Annotated in this window: 11 protein-coding genes; 1 reads left to right on the plus strand and 10 read right to left on the minus strand. The window is 62.8% G+C overall.

Features of this window, described 5'->3' with window-relative positions; all coding sequences use genetic code 11:
- Positions 1–46 precede the first annotated feature (46 nt).
- The 7 genes from VMA74_RS12570 to VMA74_RS12600 form a co-directional block, all read right to left on the minus strand.
- Entirely contained in the window at positions 47–1,567 is a 1,521-nt protein-coding gene (locus VMA74_RS12570) for an aldehyde dehydrogenase family protein (protein WP_325367432.1), read from the minus strand.
- Positions 1,568–1,788: 221 nt separating this feature from the next.
- On the minus strand, positions 1,789–4,755 hold the full coding sequence (locus VMA74_RS12575) for a bifunctional diguanylate cyclase/phosphodiesterase (RefSeq protein ID WP_325367434.1): 2,967 nt from the start codon (positions 4,753–4,755) through the stop codon (positions 1,789–1,791).
- A gap of 493 nt (positions 4,756–5,248) precedes the next feature.
- Complete coding sequence (locus VMA74_RS12580; protein WP_325367436.1) at positions 5,249–7,030, minus strand: histidine kinase; 1,782 nt, start codon at positions 7,028–7,030, stop codon at positions 5,249–5,251.
- A gap of 28 nt (positions 7,031–7,058) precedes the next feature.
- Positions 7,059–8,465, minus strand: a complete 1,407-nt coding sequence (locus VMA74_RS12585) for an HD domain-containing phosphohydrolase (RefSeq protein ID WP_325367438.1) — start codon at positions 8,463–8,465, stop codon at positions 7,059–7,061.
- Positions 8,466–8,861: 396 nt separating this feature from the next.
- Complete coding sequence (locus tag VMA74_RS12590; protein WP_325367440.1) at positions 8,862–9,473, minus strand: peroxiredoxin; 612 nt, start codon at positions 9,471–9,473, stop codon at positions 8,862–8,864.
- 197 nt (positions 9,474–9,670) lie between these two features.
- Positions 9,671–10,654 carry an AraC family transcriptional regulator gene (locus tag VMA74_RS12595; RefSeq protein ID WP_325367442.1) on the minus strand — a complete coding sequence of 328 codons (984 nt, stop codon included), beginning with the start codon at positions 10,652–10,654 and terminating at the stop codon, positions 9,671–9,673.
- A 424-nt stretch (positions 10,655–11,078) separates the two neighbouring features.
- The gene (locus VMA74_RS12600; protein WP_325367443.1) at positions 11,079–11,735 is read right to left on the minus strand and encodes a response regulator transcription factor; all 657 of its coding nucleotides are present in this window, start codon (positions 11,733–11,735) and stop codon (positions 11,079–11,081) included.
- A 554-nt stretch (positions 11,736–12,289) separates the two neighbouring features.
- Between VMA74_RS12600 and VMA74_RS12605 the strand changes: the two genes are divergently transcribed.
- Positions 12,290–12,886, plus strand: a complete 597-nt coding sequence (locus tag VMA74_RS12605) for a hypothetical protein (RefSeq protein ID WP_325367445.1) — start codon at positions 12,290–12,292, stop codon at positions 12,884–12,886.
- On the opposite strand, the gene VMA74_RS12610 is transcribed toward VMA74_RS12605, so the two are convergent.
- From VMA74_RS12610 to VMA74_RS12620, 3 genes are all read right to left on the minus strand, one after another.
- Positions 12,825–13,334, minus strand: coding sequence for a hypothetical protein (locus tag VMA74_RS12610; protein ID WP_325367447.1), 510 nt, complete (start codon positions 13,332–13,334; stop codon positions 12,825–12,827). The two genes, VMA74_RS12605 and VMA74_RS12610, sit on opposite strands and share 62 nt — an antisense overlap.
- Before the next feature lie 279 nt (positions 13,335–13,613).
- Complete coding sequence (locus tag VMA74_RS12615) at positions 13,614–15,362, minus strand: ShlB/FhaC/HecB family hemolysin secretion/activation protein (protein ID WP_325367449.1); 1,749 nt, start codon at positions 15,360–15,362, stop codon at positions 13,614–13,616.
- An 8-nt stretch (positions 15,363–15,370) separates the two neighbouring features.
- Positions 15,371–17,384, minus strand: a 2,014-nt coding sequence (locus VMA74_RS12620) for a beta strand repeat-containing protein (protein WP_325367451.1), incomplete at its 5' end; no start/stop codon positions are given.

The following is a 17,384-nucleotide window of genomic DNA, read 5'->3' on the forward strand; positions in this document are numbered from 1 at the left end:
TAGGTGCCGCACCATCCTGTGCGGCACCTACAGCGATGATCCATGCTTAGAACAAGCCGACAGCCTTCGTGCTGTAGCTCACCGGCATGTTCTTCGTCTGCTGGTAGTGGTCCAAGATCATCTTGTGCGTTTCGCGGCCGAAGCCCGAATGCTTGTAACCGCCGAATGCCGCGTGCGCGGGATACATGTGATAGCAGTTCGTCCACACGCGGCCGGCCTGGATTTCCCGTCCGACGCGATAGAGATTGTTGGCGTTGCGGGACCACACGCCCGCGCCAAGCCCATAAGGCGTGTCGTTGCCGATCTCGATCGCATCGTTCAGATCCTTGAAGCGCGCCACCGACAGCACCGGCCCGAAGATCTCCTCCTGGAAAATCCGCATCTTGTTGTGGCCGACGAAAACGGTTGGCTTGAGGAAAAAACCCTTGTCCAGATCGCCGCCCGGATAGGCGCGCTCGCCGCCCGTCACCAGGTGCGCACCCTCCTGCTTGCCGATATCGACGTAGTTGAGGATCTTCTCCAACTGCCCGTGCGAACACTGCGGCCCCATCTGGGTCGCCTGATCGAGCGGATTGCCCACCTTGATCCTGGCGACGCGGGCCACCGCCTTCTCCATGAATTTGTCGAAGATGGATTCATGAACCAGCGCGCGCGACGGACAGGTGCAGACTTCGCCCTTGTTGAAGGCAAACAGCGCAAAACCTTCCAAGGCCTTGTCCAGGAAGTCGTCGTCCTCGTCCATCACATCGCCGAAGAAGATGTTCGGCGACTTGCCGCCCAGCTCCATGGTCTGCGGAATGATCGTTTCCGAGGCGTACTGCATGATCTGCCGGCCGGTGGTGGTTTCGCCGGTGAACGAGATCTTGGCGATACGCGGATTGCGCGCCAACGGCGTGCCGACTTCGGAGCCATGGCCGAACACCACATTGAGAACGCCCGGCGGCAACAGATCGCCGATCAGCTCCATCAGCTTGGCGAGGCTGAGCGGCGTATCGGAAGCCGGCTTGATCACCACGCAATTGCCCGCGACCAAGGCAGGTGCGAGTTTCCATGCCGCCATCAGCAACGGAAAATTCCACGGGATGATCTGCCCGACGACGCCCATCGGCTCGCGAAAGTGGTAGGCCACGGTGTCGTTGTCGAGCTCGGCCAGCGAACCTTCCTCGGCACGGATGCAGCCGGCGAAATAACGGAAATGATCGGCCGCCAGCGGCACGTCGGCGGCCAGCGTTTCGCGGATCGGCTTGCCGTTGTCCACGGTTTCGATATTCGCAAGGATGTGGAGATTTTCCTCGATCCTGTCCGCGATCTTGTTGAGAATCCTGGCACGCTCTGCCGGCGCGGTTCGACGCCATCCATCCTTGGCCTTGTGCGCGGCATCGAGCGCAAGCTCGACATCCTCCGCGCTTGAACGCGCCACTTGCGCAAGCTCGCTCTGGTCGAGCGGGCTGGTATCGGTGAAGTAGCGACCCTTCACGGGCGCCACCCATTTACCACCAATGTAGTTGTCGTATTGCTTGCGCAGGGTCGACGGATGACGCTCGAAGATTTGGATCGGTTTGGTCATTGCTGTATCTCCTGATCGCGATGGCTGAGTCCGCCGAAGTGCACGCTTGGCGGAGTCAGGTTGCTCGCCATAGAGTGCGGAGCAGGAGCAGATTGGGTATTGATCAAGATCAATATCCGCAGCGATGCCTCTCGGATGTTGGGGTTCGGCGTCGCCTCACCGCCAAACTACGAGGATTCGCGCCAATGTCGTAGGCTGGGATGTCATCCCGGCCCACGGAATCAACGCCGCGTTGCGCGGGGCGTTACGGAGTTGGCGCTGCGCTTGGCAAGTTCCGCCAATTGCGCAACATCCCCTGGCCGGCCAAGCCAATGGCCCTGCATTTCATGGCAGCCCAAAGCAGCCAGCTGCGAGGCCTGCTGCATGGTTTCCACGCCTTCGGCCACCACGCGTTTGCCCAGGCTGATGGCCAAGGCGATGATGGCGTGGATGACTGAAGCATCCTCGGGGTCGTCCGTCATGTGCATGACGAAGCTGCGATCGATCTTCAGCGTATCGATGGCAAACCTGCGCAAGTAGGCCAGGCTCGAAAACCCGGTGCCGAAATCGTCGATGGAAAGCTTCACGCCGAGCGCACTGAGACCGGCGATACGCTGCTGGATGGCTTCGCTCGGTTCCATCAACATGCTTTCGGTCAATTCCAGTTCGAGCAGGTGCGGCGGCAAGCCGGTTTCGCGCAGCGATTCCATGATGAAGCTGAGGAAATTGTCGCGCACGAACTGCACCTGCGAGATGTTGACGCTCACGCTCACGCCTTTCAGCGGCCCATGTTGCCACGCCTTGCACGCGCGGCAGGCTTCTTTCAGCGCCCACTTGCCCATCGTGAGAATCAGGCCGCTGGCTTCGGCGATAGGAATGAACTCGTCCGGCAGGCAGATCTCGCCATCGGCGCGGCGCCAGCGCATCAAGGCCTCGGTAGAGATGATCTTGTGCGAACCGGTATCGACGCGCGGCTGAAAATCCAGGAACAGCTCCGAGCGCATGATGGCAAAGCGCAAGGCGTTTTCCAGGTCGAATTCCTTCTGCGCGTTCGCCTCCATCGCCGCTGCATAGAAGTGATAGTCGTTGCGGCCGTGGCGTTTGGCCGAGTACATGGCGATATCGGCGTGGCGAATCAGCAGGTCGGCGTCGTCGCCATCATCCGGGAAGACGCTGACGCCGACGCTCGCCGAAAGCTGCAATTCCCGGCGCCCTACCCGGATGGGCTGGCTCAGGATGTCCAAAGCCTTGGTCGCTGCAATGGCGGCGTCGGCTTTGCCGGGCAACTCCGGCAGCAGCACCACGAATTCGTCGCCACCGAGGCGCGCCACGGTATCGCCGCTTTTCACCACTGACAGCAAACGGTCGGCAACCTGCTGCAGCAGTTCGTCGCCCGGCCCATGGCCAAGCGTATCGTTGATTTGCTTGAAGCGATCCAGGTCGATGAACAATACCGCCAGGTGATGCGCCGTCTGTTTGGCACGGGCCAAGGCCATATCCAGTCTTTCGAGCAGCAGCGAGCGGTTGGGCAAGCCGGTCAAGGCGTCGAAGTGCGCAAGATGCGTCATCCGCTCGGACAGCTCCAGCACGGCGCTGACATCGCGCAATACCAATACGGCGCCCATCATTTCCCCGGCGTTGGAGCGGATCGGCGTGGCCGAGCACTCGATCGCGTGGCGCGTTTCGTCTTTCAATTCCAATGCACACAGGAATGGGCCTTCGGGCATGCCGCTCTGCAGCACCATGCTTGCCGGATGGGTTTGCGTCAGCCGCGCGCCTTCTTGCCACAACGGAAGCTGCTGCTCCAGCGTCGCCTCGTCCGGCGCGACGGAACGATCGAGCAACGCCCTGCCGGCCGGGTTGGTGAATTCGAGCCTGCCATCGCGATCCAACGTGAACACTGCGTCGCCGATCACTTGCAAGGTTACATCTGTCATCAGGCGTTCCTGGCGCAAGGCATCCTCCGCGGCAACGCGTGCGCTGACGTCGCGCAGGGTAAGCACGACGCGGTCGGGTTCCTCATCGATGACGCCGCCAGTGGCTTCCACCATGCGAAACGTTCCGTCCGCGTGCCGCATGTGCAGCAGCGCCGTCGTCGGGGGCCGGTCTTGCAGCAGTTGCGTCCAAAGCTCACGGGCAACGGGCTGGCTCTTCTCATCGATCAGGCTCTCCAGCGAGCTTTCGAACATCTTTGTCGCCGGATAGCCCAGCATGTCGTGGATGGCCGGCGACACGTATTTGCAGTAACCGTCCGCGTCGAGCAGCAACACGATGTCGTGCGAGTGCTCCGCCAGCATGCGGTAGCGCGCCTCGCTCCCCCGCAAGGTGCGGCCGAGCTTGCGGCGCTGCTCCTGGGATGCGGTCAATGGCAGCACCACCGCCATGCACGACAGCACGCACAACTGCAGCAGCAGTGCGCTCCAGGCCGGAAACGGCGCCTGATGGTGGATCGGCCCGTAACCTGCCAGCGTCGCCAACGCGCCCACCGCGGCCACGGCAACAATGCCGGCGATCACCCAGCGGCGGTTTCCCGTCATGGCCAGCAGCACGAGCGGCGGAAAAACAATGAACAGCATCGGGAGCGTGGGTTGGAAGAAGGCAATCGCTGCGGCGCCGATCAACCCCAGCAGAGCTTGCGCACAGCGGCGTGTGCGGCGTATGGATAAACCCGGCTCGCGCTGCCAGCGCAGCACTTCTATCGTGAGGGGAACGGCAAGCGCGGTGCCCAGTGCATGCGAAACGAACCGGAGGATGCCGAACTCCAAGCCATGCGGATGCCCCGTCAGGATCAGCCAGGGGGTTATCGCAAGTGTCGAGACCAGCGGTGCGACCAGTAGCGCCCAGATGATGAAACGCTTGGTGCCGAAAGGTGTTTCCAGGTAGGTCGCGCGGCCCTTTTTTGACAGCGCCCAAAGCGCGATACCCATTTCCAGCGCGTTGCCCATGGCGCCGACGAAACCCTCGCCAACCGATAGCCCCATCGCCATGCTGGTGAGCCAGATGGTGCAGCAGGCGCCGGCCACCAGCGCCACCGCGCCATGCCGCCCACGATGCATCAGCACGGCCAGGCAGATGCCGTTGGTCAGCCACACGGACGGCAAGGACTTGCCATCCTCGATCCGATACAGCCACAGCGACAGCAGCGTCACCGCGACCACCGCTGCCAACGGCGGCAGCAAGCTGCGGATCTGGCGCGTGATGGTGTTCATGGCTTGGATGTGGGTCCCCTGTGCAAGTCTTGCGCCGGATCACCGGTTTCCGCGCCATCGCAGTTGTCGGAAACCAACGGCGAACGGCCGATCAAAAAAAGAGCCCCGTCACGGCGGGGCTTCCATTCCTCCCAATCCAATCGCTTAGGGATCGAGCGGCACTCGAAACGATTGGCCGGTCGGCAAAAACGTTGGTCATCCTCGGGGACCCGCGGCATGGCCTCGCGCCCCTTGTCTGAAGAAGTAGCAATCCGCGTGCCAAGTGCTGGAGAGCGTCTGCGGCGCGCATCTGTTTGTGAAGGCGCGACAAGGTGCCCTTCCTGGGTAGATGTGGGCCTATTAGGGCCTGTTTACACTATCGGCGTGTGTGCCGGGATGGCATCCCGGCCACGAACTTGCTCCCGTCTCGACGCCAGCGCGTCATCCTGCGAGCAACCGCAACGTCGCCATGCGCATCCCCATGTTGGGGTTCGGCTTGCGCCTCACCGCCAACCTACAAGAGCCGATCGTGTGGCCACCGTTGGGCCGCTGCTTTCGCCTCGGCACGCTCGCTGCGCCTGACCGGCAGCGTGACGATAAACGTCGTGCCGTGGCCAGGGCGGCTCTCGACATCGATTCGCCCGCGGTGGTGTTCGATGATGCGGTGCGAAATCGACAAACCCAGCCCGGTACCCTGGCCGATCGGCTTGGTAGTGAAAAAGGGATCGAAGATGCGTCCGAGCACGTTGCCGGGGATGCCGCCGCCGGTATCGGTGATGACAATGGACACGCTGTCGCCGTGGCATAGGGTGCGAAGGGTGATGGTGCCTTGCGTGCTGATCGCCTGCGCCGCATTCACCAGCAGATTCATGAAAACCTGGTTCAACTGCGCCGCATTGCACTCGACCAGCGGAAGATCGCCGTATTCCCGCACTACCTCGGCTTTGTATTTGATCTCGTTGTGCACCACGTTCAACGTGCTCTCCAGGCCGGCATGCAGATCGGCCAGCGTCCACTCGTCGCCGCTCGGGCGGGAGAAGTCGCGCAGGTCGCGCACGATCTGGCGCACACGCATGGCCCCTTCGAGCGATTCCTCGATCAGCATCATGATGTCGTTGCGCACGTAGTCGAGATCGAGGTCCCCCGCCATCGACGAAACCGGTGCAAGCATGCCGGCGGCGGGCGCGCCGGTGACCGCTTCCTGCGCCACGATCACTGCGAGCAGCTGCCTGACCCAGCTTTTCAAGGTGTTGAGATTGGCGTGGACGAAGCTGATGGGGTTGTTGATTTCATGCGCCACGCCCGCGGCGAGCTGGCCGATCGAAGCGAGCTTTTCGCTTTGCAGCAGTTGGAGATGGGTTTCCTCCAGTTCGTGAATCAGCCGGCGTTGTTGTTCTTTCTCGATCTCGAGCCGTTGCTGCGCCGTTTTGCGCTGCTCGATCTCCTCCCCCATCATTTCACGCGCCTGTTCGAGCGCGAGCACCGTGCGTTCGTATTGGCGCAGCACGCCTTCGAGCTCCCCGGTACGCCGTTTCACTTGCGCCTCGAGCGCGTCGTTCCTTCCGCGCAGGAAGGTGGTACGCGCGTCGAAGCGCGAAATCACCAGCGTGGCGGCAAGAATGGTGATGGTAAAAAGCGCGATCGTACCGCCCAGCCATGGCCCATTGATGCCATTGACGGTGGTGCAAACCGCATGCAGCGAAAAATGGGCGGCAGCCATGCCGGTGTAGTGCATGCCGGTTACCGCGACACCCATGACGATGGCCGCACCGGCCCGCTTCACCATCAGGCCGGACGTATTCTCGATGCTGAGCCGGTGGGCCAGCCACAGCGCCGCCGTCGATACGGCCACGGCGATCGCGATCGACGCCACGAACAGCGTAGGGTCGTAAACGATCGGTGGATCCATCCGCAACGCGGCCATGCCCACATAGTGCATGCCCGCAATGCCCAGTCCCATCAACACGCCACCCACGATGAACCCTTGGCGTTTCAGCGCGGGACGGGTAATCGCGTTCAAGGCAAAGTACGAGACGATCATGGCCATCGCCAGCGACAGGAACGTGAGACGGAAGTCGTAGCCGACCGGAATGGGCAAGGAAAACGCGAGCATGCCGATGAAATGCATCGCCCAGATACCGGTCCCCATGGCGGCAGCCCCTGCCGCCAGCCACCCGAACCGCAAGCGCCGATCGAGCAGTGAAATAAGCCCGCTCAAATCCAGCGCGGTGTAGGAAGCGAGCGTCGCGATGGCAAGCGACAGCGCAACCAGCCAAAGATCGTAGGTTCCGTGCATCGCAGCGCCACCTCGCGCGGGCAATCGGCTAGGCAGCGTCCTGCTGGGTAGCGCCTGTGTCGGCGGCCTCGACGAGAACGGCAAGCGGCGCACCCTCCTGCGATTCGTAGCGCCGCACGACCGACACCTGATAATCCGAAACCACGCTCCCCTTCGTCATCAGCAGCACGCCGCGGCCGGTACGCAGATCGTCGGCAAGACGCATGCCTGCCATCAGTTCGCCGGTGGTGACCTGCTTGTAAGGCGTGGAACCGCCCAGCAGCGACGGATCCTTCAACAGCTCCAGGAATTGCTCCACTACGTGCGGGTCGTAACGCAGCCCCGCCTGCATCTTGATCAATTCAGCAGCCTGCTCAGGCAGCAGCCGCTCCCGCGTGATCGCGCCGCTTTGCAGCCCTTCGTAGTCCCGCGCCAGCGCCAGGATTCTCGATCCAAGCGGGATATTCCCATCGGCCAGGCCATCCGGCGTGCCGCGTCCGTTGAAGCGTTCGTACTGGTGCCGGATGATGTGCGCAACCTGGTTGAGCTGCGCCACCGGCGTAAGCAGCATTTGCGCGCGCAGCGGGTGCCGGTAATACGTGTGAGCTTCCGTGGACGTCATGCGGTCGATCGACTTGTGCAGGATCTCGTCCGGCAGTGACAGCTTGCCGATGCCATGCAGCAGTCCTGCAAAGTAGAGATCCTGTGCATCCAGGCCGTCCATGCCGAGCAGCAGTCCCAAGCGCTTGGCCAGCTGGCCCACGCGATGCGATTCACCGCCCATGGCGCCGCAGCGCAGTTCGATCATGCTGGCGCCGACCTGCACCATCGTCATGAAGCCGCGCTTCAAATCGCGCTGGGCGTCTTCGAGAAACATCACGGTTTGCCGGATTTCCTCAGTCCTGGATTTCACGGTCGCTTCCAGCGCGGCGTTGAACGCCGCCAGCTGATCGTTCTGTTGCTGCGTCAGCGCCAACAGCCTGGCGGTTTCCTTGCGCAAGTGCTGTTGTTCGAGTGCCTGCTTGATGGTGAGCAGCAGATCGTGCTCGTCCCAGGGCTTGTTCAGATAGCGGTAGATGCCGCCTTCGTTGACCGCGCGCGCCACCGCTTCGACTTCCGAATAACCGGTCAGCAGGATGCGCATGGTGTCCGGATACAGTGTCTGCGCACGCGACAACAGATCGGCGCCGGACATGCCTGGCATGCGCATATCCGAAATGATCAGGTCCACATCATGCGCGGCGAGCACGTCCAGCGCGGCGACGCCGCTATCGGCGGTCAATAATTGATAGGGCGCAGCGTGCAGCACGCGACGGAGTGCGGAAAGCACGCCGGGCTCATCGTCGACGATAAGAATCGCCGGTCTTTTCTGCGTTCCCTTGCTCCCATCGGAGACCCGCGCCGCAACGCGTGCCTCCATCACCGGGCAAAGACTCATATCGTCGGGCGCGTTCACCAAGACTGCCTCCTGCGTGGGCTCGATGAGGTTATCGACGACCGTTTGATGATCCTTTAGCGCCTGCACTCCTTCACGTTTTCGTCACGCACTGCGTCACGGTTACGGTGCCGGGCGGTGCGCGCGCTCTGCACGGAAAAAGGCGTCCAGCTCCGTGTTGGAGATGGATTCCCATGCATCTTTGTTTCGTCGCAACGACGCCTGCTTCCTGCCGCTCGCACCCCACCCTGGCTCCAATGCGCCGAACTTAAGCCAACATCGGAGCGCGTTGGCGGTGAGCGCATGCGAACCCCAACGTTGCCATGCAAAATGCCACGTTGGGGTTCGGCGTCGCCTCACCGCCCACCTACGAGGGTCCGCGCGACGGCCTCAAGGCGGGAGCATTGACCCTGGCCCTCAAGGCGCCTTGCCGGCCTGCAATTGCTGCACGATCGCCAGCGATTTCTTGACATGGTCTTGCGGATGCAGGTGATCTGCCGCGGAGGACAGCGTGGCGATGATCTTGCCGTCGCGGCCAATCACGAAGGTGGTGCGTTCGATGAAGCCATGGTCGATGGCGACGCCGCGCACGTCGGTCAGGCCGGGTTGGGCGGCTTGGGTCTTGAGCTCGTACGAAGCGGCGATCTTGCCGCTCGCGTCGGAGGCGACCGGGAACTTGCCGGCGCAGTATTTCGGATCGGACGAAAAGCTGTTGAGGCGGGCGATGCTGTCGGCCGATACGCCGATGATGGTGGCGCCGGCCGCATCGAACTTGGCCTTGTCGGTGGCGAAGGTGTGCGCTTCGATATCGCAACCGCCGGTATAGGCCGAGGGGTAGAAATACACCACCACCGGCCCTTTCTTCAGCGCGTCCTTGAGCGAGAAAGAGAAATCCTTGCCGGCCAGGCTGGCTTCGGCGGTGAAGTCGGGCGCGGTGGCGCCCGGTGCGAGCGCGGCAAAGGCCGGCATGGCGAACAACAGGGTAACCATCGCGCCGACGGCGACAGATGCGGGGAGCTGCTTTTTCATTCCTGCCTTCCTCTCTGATCGAAAATGCGGGTTCTGCAATACGCGGCATCCTACTCCGCCATGCGGCGGTACGCTGGTGTGAGTGCGCCTGGGCGCTTAAAAGGTTTTGTTCAAGGCATGTAGGCGCGTAGGCTGGGATGAAATCCCAGCACCGCCATACCCATCGACGCCGGGATTTTCATCCCAGCCTACGTCTCTTACGACACGACGCTGCACGCCCGCATCAGCGTATCGCTGGGATGCTCATCGAACGCCCGCCGGTAATTGGCCGCAAACCGCGACAGGTTCCAGATGCCGCAGCTCATCGCCACCGATTTCACTGACTGCCGCTCCACGCCGCGCGTGGACAATTGGCGGCTCGCCTCGTGCAACCTCAGCAAGGTCAGGTAACGGGTAGGCGAAACGCCCAGCAGGTCGTCGAAGGTCATGCGCAGGCTGCGGTCGCTGATCTGCGCCACCGCGGCGACTTCGTCCATGTAGATGTCATGTTGCAGGTGATCGCGCATGTATTGCACCGCCTTGCGAAAGGCAGGATACGACGCGCGATAGTTGGCCGAATACGGCGAAAACAACCCCACCTGGTCGGACAGTGCCAGGATGCCGCGCTCATCGGCCAGGAAATCCGTGGCGCCGGTTTCGGCAAGACGCAGCAGTTGCGGGCTGCACCCATCTACCAGACCCTGGTACAGCATGTCGTACAAGGCGCGCAGCGGTGTGCCGCGGTGGCATTCCGGCTTGAACAAGGCGAACTGCCGGCCGGGCAACCCGAAGAAATCCGCATGCGCATCGATCGCCCGCCTTGCGCTGCCATGCAGCGGCACCAATGCCATGCTTACGCGCGATCCAGGCCCCAGCATCAGTTCGCAGGCATTGCCTGGCAGCACCAGCAGCATCGTATCGGCCGCCAGCGACATGCCGACGCACCAGCTTTCCGGCGCCACCTCGTGCAGATAGCACACCAGGTAATAGCCTTGCGGCAGCACAAAGCGCCCATGCAGCGCGAAGTCGGTCGCGAAGCTGCAAAAGCTGGCATGGCCCTGCCGGTAGCTGCCGAAGGCGCCGCTCAGTCCGCCTTCCTGCAGCGAGACCGCCTCCAGCCGGCAGGTTTCCAGCAGCCGGTGGAGAATGGCCAGGCCAGGCAATGAGAACTTGCGTTCCACCACGCATTCCGAGGGTTCCATGCGACGTTTCCATGCAAAGATCGATGGCCACGACACCTGTGCCGAAGCGTGATGCGTCGTGGAAAAAAGAAGCACGGCGCAACGCGCCGCGCTTCATCACCGCATGATCGTTGGAGGTTTGTGCCGCACGTGCCCGATGGCACCTGACCTTGCACCGCAAAGGTATGCGTAAAGCATGAATGACGCCCCCTGTAGCCTTGAGTCATCGCAATGACCATGGCAGCCGTTCGTCCATAACGGATGCCCCCTGTATGCGTTTCCATCACCACGAACCTTCCATGCAAGGCATGTGCGGATCGGATGGAATACCTACGCCGTTAAAGGCTCGTTCGAAGCATAGGCGGCAATTGGATCGAACGAAATAAGACGAATCTCATTGTGCGTCAACGCGGCGTGATGACGGCGTGATCTTGCAGTGCCGTCGTCAGCCCGCCAGGCCATGCGTCCGCGCGTACTCGAACAGCTGCCCGTCGCTGCTCAGTCCCAGCTTCTCCATCGCACTGCGCTTCTGCCGGCTGATGGTCTTGACGCTGCGATGCGTGAGCGCGGCGATGTCGGTAATGCTGCGCCCCTGTGCAAACATGCGCACCACTTCCGCTTCGCGCACGGACAATGCAGGCGCGAGCTTGCCGCCCTGGCCGCGTGTGGCGTGGCCCTCCGCCAGATGCTCGCCGAGCCGTTTGCTGACGTAAGTGCGCCCGGCGCGCACCGTGCGCAGCGCCACCAGCAATTCTTCGACCACGCGTACCTTTTCCACCACGGCGTCCACGCCTTCCTGGTACATGGTGCGGAAGATCGCCGAGTTGCGCATCATCGTCAGCACGACGATCGGCAGCTTGGGATGCTGCTTGCGCAATTCACGCAGCATGGCGACGCCGTCGAGCACGGGCGCGGCTTCATCTGCCTCCGGCATCAGGAAATCGATGAGGGCCAGGTCGCACGGCGTGTCGGCCAACAGCTTCAACAACTCCCGGCCGGTCGACGCTTCGCCGACAACCTTATAACCCTCGCCACTGTGTTCCAGTATGGTGCGCAAACCAATGCGCACTACTTCATGGTCATCCGCTATAACGACCCGCACGCCTCACCCTATGATTGTCCCTGGCCTTGCGCGTGACACCACGCCGCAAAGCGTTACTACCCGGTACTACCGCAGCATGTGCTGCCTGTGTCGCTTGCTTGTTTGCCAGGATCAGGGTTGTTGCCACCACGCATTGACTGGACACCAGTTCTCCCTCATGCCAATGCCTGTCATCAAAAGCACAAGCGTGGACGAAAAAGACTGACGTGTTCCGATAAAGCCACAACTTATCCCAAGGGACCAGTCGTATTCGTCTTACTATACTGTCTTAACAAGCCATGCCGCAAAGGCGTGATCTGCGTCACATCATGCAGCAAGAAAGCGCAAGACCTGTACGCACGAGACGATTGCCTCAAACAAGCCGCAATGCCGTCGCACACATGAAGAGGTCACCGCTGCACTTGATCACCGGATAAAGGATTTGCCTGATCCTGCAGCGCTCCCCGATTTTGTGACGCCTGATACGCCGGCAGCCCATCCATTGGACTAGCGTTGCTATCACCAACGCATGCGCTCACCCCGAAAGCGCGCGCCCGATGGGCCAGGAGGGTTTTATGCACGCCGACGTGCGCACCGCCGCCTTGGTTGCCTTCGCCCTACCCGCCAGCATCATGGCGCAAACCGCGCATGAGGTTTCCCGGGTCGGCGGCTCCATCTACCCCACCGTCATCCAGCCGGCGCCGCTGTCGGCTCCCCTGCCGGCCATCCGCGCATATCCACGCGTGGCGGCGCAACGCATCAACGCGGTATGCCTTACTTCGCAGGCGCATGCCGATCGGTGCAACGCCCGGGCGGACATGGCGATTTGCGATGTGGACCGCGTAGGCTTGTCGCATTGCCTGTCGCATTACGCGAACGCGTTGGTGAAGCAGCCCATCGCGGCGACGCGTAGCTTGAGTTTCATGCTGCGCGATGCGCACGGCGCGTTGAGCACGGTGACGGTATTGGCAACGTCCGCGCAAAGCGACGAAGCGATCGCCAAGGCCGCAGTACAGGGAATGCCTGGCGCGACGATCGTTGCGCCGCGGATGCCCGCGGGCGATGCACCTTATGTCGCAACATCGCGCGCACCGTGGTCGACCCCATGGGTCACGGCATATCCACCAGGTGCCCTCGCTGCAGGCCAAACCGCCGCACCTTCGTCACCGTAGGCGGCGCATGCATGGGCTGATCGCTGGAACGGCCCAGATAGGTCACCACGATCCTGTTCTTGTCGATGACAATGCTCTTGGGCACGATGCGATCGCCGATCAGCGCAGCCGGATAACTACGCCCATCCGGCGGCACCGCCGCCACATAGATAAACGAACCGCTGCCGCCCGGATCGTCGCTGAGCAAGGTCGCCACCACCGGCTTGCCGTCGAAGCTGCCGCAAACCTGCGCACCGGCAATCAGCCTGGTTTCGTGCATGGAATGCGACCCGGGCGCAGCGAGTTGCCTGCGCAAACCATGGATTAGCGTAACGGCATCGCCCTCGATGATGTACGTGGCGCTCGCCGGATCGGCGTGCTGGACGGCGTTGCAGTCGACATTGGCCTGCGCATGGATGGCAAAGGCAGGCAGGAGAAGGGCTGCGATCCACCAAGGGGTCGGCTTCATGGGTGGCACCTCCGTTGTCGGTGCGGAGTGTGTCACGAGTGCCGGCTGATGGCGTAGTCCGCCCGGCGGCGGCCCTTGATTCGTTGCCCCGGCGACCGCGGTTAGTACGTAGCTTGGCGGTGAGCCCCGGATTTGATCCGGGGCGAACCCCAACAGCGTGATGTGCATGGCAACGTTGGGCTTCGCCCCGGAGCGAGTCCGGGGCTCACCTTCAACCTGCGCCAGCTCGCGCCATGCCCTTGAGTTCGGAGGAACTGCTTCCGATACCCCGCGCAACCGTCAATAAAACCCCTTCTGCACCTGCACCCAGAACCTCGGCGCCGTACCCACATGCGGCCCCGCCAACTCCGGCTGGTTGCCGATCGGCTTGGCCACGCTGGTGCCGATCACCCAGTCATGCGGCGCCGTCCAGTGCAGGCCGACACCGACGCTGCTCAAGCGACCGCTGTTCTGCCCGGGGATGAAGGGCTGTTTGTAGGCCTGCACGCGCCCGCTATCGACGAAGGCCAAGGCCTGCCACGGTCCCGGCAATGCCGTGATGGTGAAATCGTGGCGGTATTCGAAGCTGGCCAGGTTGCCCTGCGCGCCGGACAGCACGCCTACATCATAACCGCGCACGGTGCTGGGGCCGCCGAGGTAGAACTGCTCGGAGGTGTCCAGATTCTTGTTGGCGTGTTGGCCGGAAAAGCCGAAGTACAGCGCATTGGTGTCGTTCAACTGTTGCAGGCGCGATACAGAGTAATTCCACTTCACGTAACTGCCGGCGGTGCGCGCACCGAAATAATCCTCGAACAGCGTCTGGAAGTTGTCCAGGTACAGGCGTCCATGCGTGCCGCTGATGTTGAAGTTGGTAATGCCGCTGCTATCGCGCTGGTCGCCCGCCACGGTCAGCACCCAGCTGTTGGAGTGGCGATGCGTTTCGATGTCGGCGATGTCGATGTCGTCGTACAGGCGCTTGTGGTCGTATTCGATCTGGGCGTACAGATTGCCGGCAACATTGCGGATGATCGGCTGCGACAGGATCACGCTCTGCGTGGTCGCCGTGCCATGCGCATGCAGATCCGACAGTCCGTTGCCCAGCTTGTATTGCAGTCCCGATGCGGCCACACCCAGCGTGGTGCCCTGCCCGGTCAGCAGATAGCGGTATCCGACGTGCCCGTAGCTCATGCCGCCGCCGGAACTGACGCCGTTGAAATCCAGCAGGTCGCCCTGATGGAACAGGCCGTTGACGTCGAACGTACCGCCCAGGCGCACGCGGTCGGTATACGCATTGCCGTAATCGTCCATGCTCAGCGTGCCGGTGTAGCGCGGCGCGTTGGTCACGTTCACCAGCAGGTCCGAGGTGCCTTCCGCTTCACCCGGGCGCATCACCGAATTGACAATGGCGCCGGGTACGTCCGACAGCAGCAGCAGGCTGCGTTCCAGTCCGTACTCGCTCACCGGTTGGCCCGGTTGCAGCGGCGACAGGGTAGCGCTGAGCGGGTAGTGGCCGACCGAGCTCTGGTTCTGCAATGCCACTTTGCCATAGCGCGCTTCCACCACCGCAATGCGCACCTTTCCATCGCGCAGTGTCTGCGCAGGCACATAGGCCGTGGCCAGCGGATAACCGTGATCATGGTAGTAATCGCTGATCTTGCCGGCCAGGTCGTTCAGATCGTTGAGGCTCAGCTCATGCCCTTCGCCGGAGACCACCAGCGGATGCAGGGCATCGGTCTTGATCAGCGTGTTGCCGGTGATCTCGATCGAGCGCACGTAGAACTTGGTGGTGTCTTGCGAACGCTGCGGCTTCTGCTTCTGGATGTTGAGATCCAGGTTGGACGACGGCGCCTGCGTCGGCGGCGGTTGCATCTGCTGCAGCAGCTGGCCGCTGTTGGTCTGCGGCGGCGTCACGTGCTGTGCGTGCACCACCGGCGTGCACAGCGCGGCGGCCAGCGAAAGACCGATCAGGGTAAGGCGTGGTGTCGCCGAATGCGGCACGTGGTTCATGGATTCACCGGGGAAGTTGGACCGCTTGGAATGTTTTTTCATCATCATCATCATGGCGAGGCGTCCGAGGGCAGGCGCACGCCGCCGTTCTGGAACTGCAGCGAGAGGCCGCTACGGAAATCCGAGCGTGCGCGGTTGCGCTCGATCGGCTTGTGCTTCATCTGTTGGTTGCCGGTAAACACGCCCACCGCATCCGAATCGCTGGAGCCATACGGCGTGGCGATGGCAGCCGGCTGCAGACCGCCTTGCAGCTGGGCGATCCAGCTGCCCTGCACACCGGTGCCATCGAAACCGGCGCTAGTGATGTTGGCGGTGGTGGTCGTCACCGGATCGGCGATGACGTAATTGCCTGCATCCGTACCGGACGCCGTGATGCCACTGACGGTCACCGTCTTGCCGTTGCCCACATACGGATCGGCGAAGGTGGCCGAGCCGTCGGCAAGGCTTACCTGATCACCCGCCAGCACGCCGTTGGTGCTGAGCACCACCACGTCGCTCGACTGGCCGTTGTACATGCGATTGGTGCCGGTGGCCGTGACCGTGATCGACAGCGGCGTGACGTTGGCGGTCAAGCCGATGGGCTGCAGCAGGATGTAGTTGCCGGCATCGCCGCCGCTGATGGTCATGGCCGTGGTGACGGCCTTGCCATTGCCCACGTTCTTGTTGCCGAACAAGCCGGTGCTGTCGTTGCCAAGCACCACGTTGTCGTTGCCGAACACGCCACTCAGCGTCGCGCCGTTCAAGGCATCGACGGTGGTGCCGTCGTAGACGCGATTGGTCGTGGTGGTGTCGATCACGGTGAGCGTGGCCGGCGTGATGCTCACCCAATCGGTACCGCCCGCCAGCGTGTAGTTGCTGGCCAGGCCTGTGCCGTTGCCCAGCACCAGCGAACCGAGGTTGGCGAAGGCGCGCTGCGAGCCCACGTTCTTGCTGGTGAGCACGCCGGCGCCGCTAAGGTCCACGGTTTCGCCATTCACCCCGGCGCTGATCACGCCGTTGTTGCCGAACAGGCTGGCGTCGGCGCCGGTGGTGCCGTCGTAGACGCGCGTGCTGGTGAGGCTGAGCACGTAGGGGTTGATGGTGGCGTTGGTGGTGGCCGTGTTGTTGAAGCTGTAGTCGCCAGCATCGGCACCCGTGGCGGTAATGCCGGTAACCGTGATCGCGACGTTGTTGCCGGCGTTGGGCGAGCTGAAGTTGGCGGCGCCGTCGTGGAAGTTCACCGTGTCGCCCGCGAGCACGCCATTGCTGGCAAGCGTGACGCCGGCGGTGGTGTTGCCATCGTAGGTCTTGCCCTGGCCGCTGGCGCCGACCGTGATGGCGAGCGGCGTGACGATTACCTGATCCGTGCCGCCCATCAACGTGTAGTTGCTGGCCAAGCCGGTGCCGTTGCTCAGCACCAGCGTGCCGAGGTTGGCGAATGACTGTGTGCCCACGTGCTTGCTGGCAAGCACGCCCACGCCGCTGACGTCGACGGTTTCGCCGTTCACGCCGGTGAGCACGCCGCTCGTGCCGAACAGGTTGGCGTTGGCGTCCGTCATGCCGTCGTACACACGCGTGCCGATCAGGTCGAGCACGACCGGCGTGATCGTGCCGGCGAGGCCGGTGGGCTGCACTAATGTGTAGTCACCCGCGTCGCCACCGCCGATCGTCATCGTGCCTGCGGTCACGCCGATGTTCGTGCCTGCGTTCGGTGTGGCGAACGTGCCGCTGGTGTCGTTGCCCAGCGTCACCTGGTCGTGGCCCAGCACGCCGCTCAGCGCTGCATGGCTCAGGGTCGCCGCGGTGGTGCCGTCGTAGGTCTTGGTGTTGACCGTGGTGCCGACCACGGTCAGCGTGGCCGGCGTCAGCGTGTACGCGTCCGTGCCACCCACCAGCGTGTAGTTACCGGCGATGGCGCTGCCGACGCCAACCAGCCCCAGCGTGCCCAGGTTGAAACCCTGCGTCGTGCTCGTCGTCGAGCCGGTGCCCGTATACGCCGTACCGCCGTTCACGTCCTTGCCCGACATCGACCCTTCACCGCTCAGCGTGAAGGTGTCGCCGTTCAAGCCGGTGATGGCGGCGAAG

This window comes from Dyella sp. (genome assembly GCF_035508675.1).
In the GTDB taxonomy this organism is placed as follows: domain Bacteria; phylum Pseudomonadota; class Gammaproteobacteria; order Xanthomonadales; family Rhodanobacteraceae; genus Dyella_B.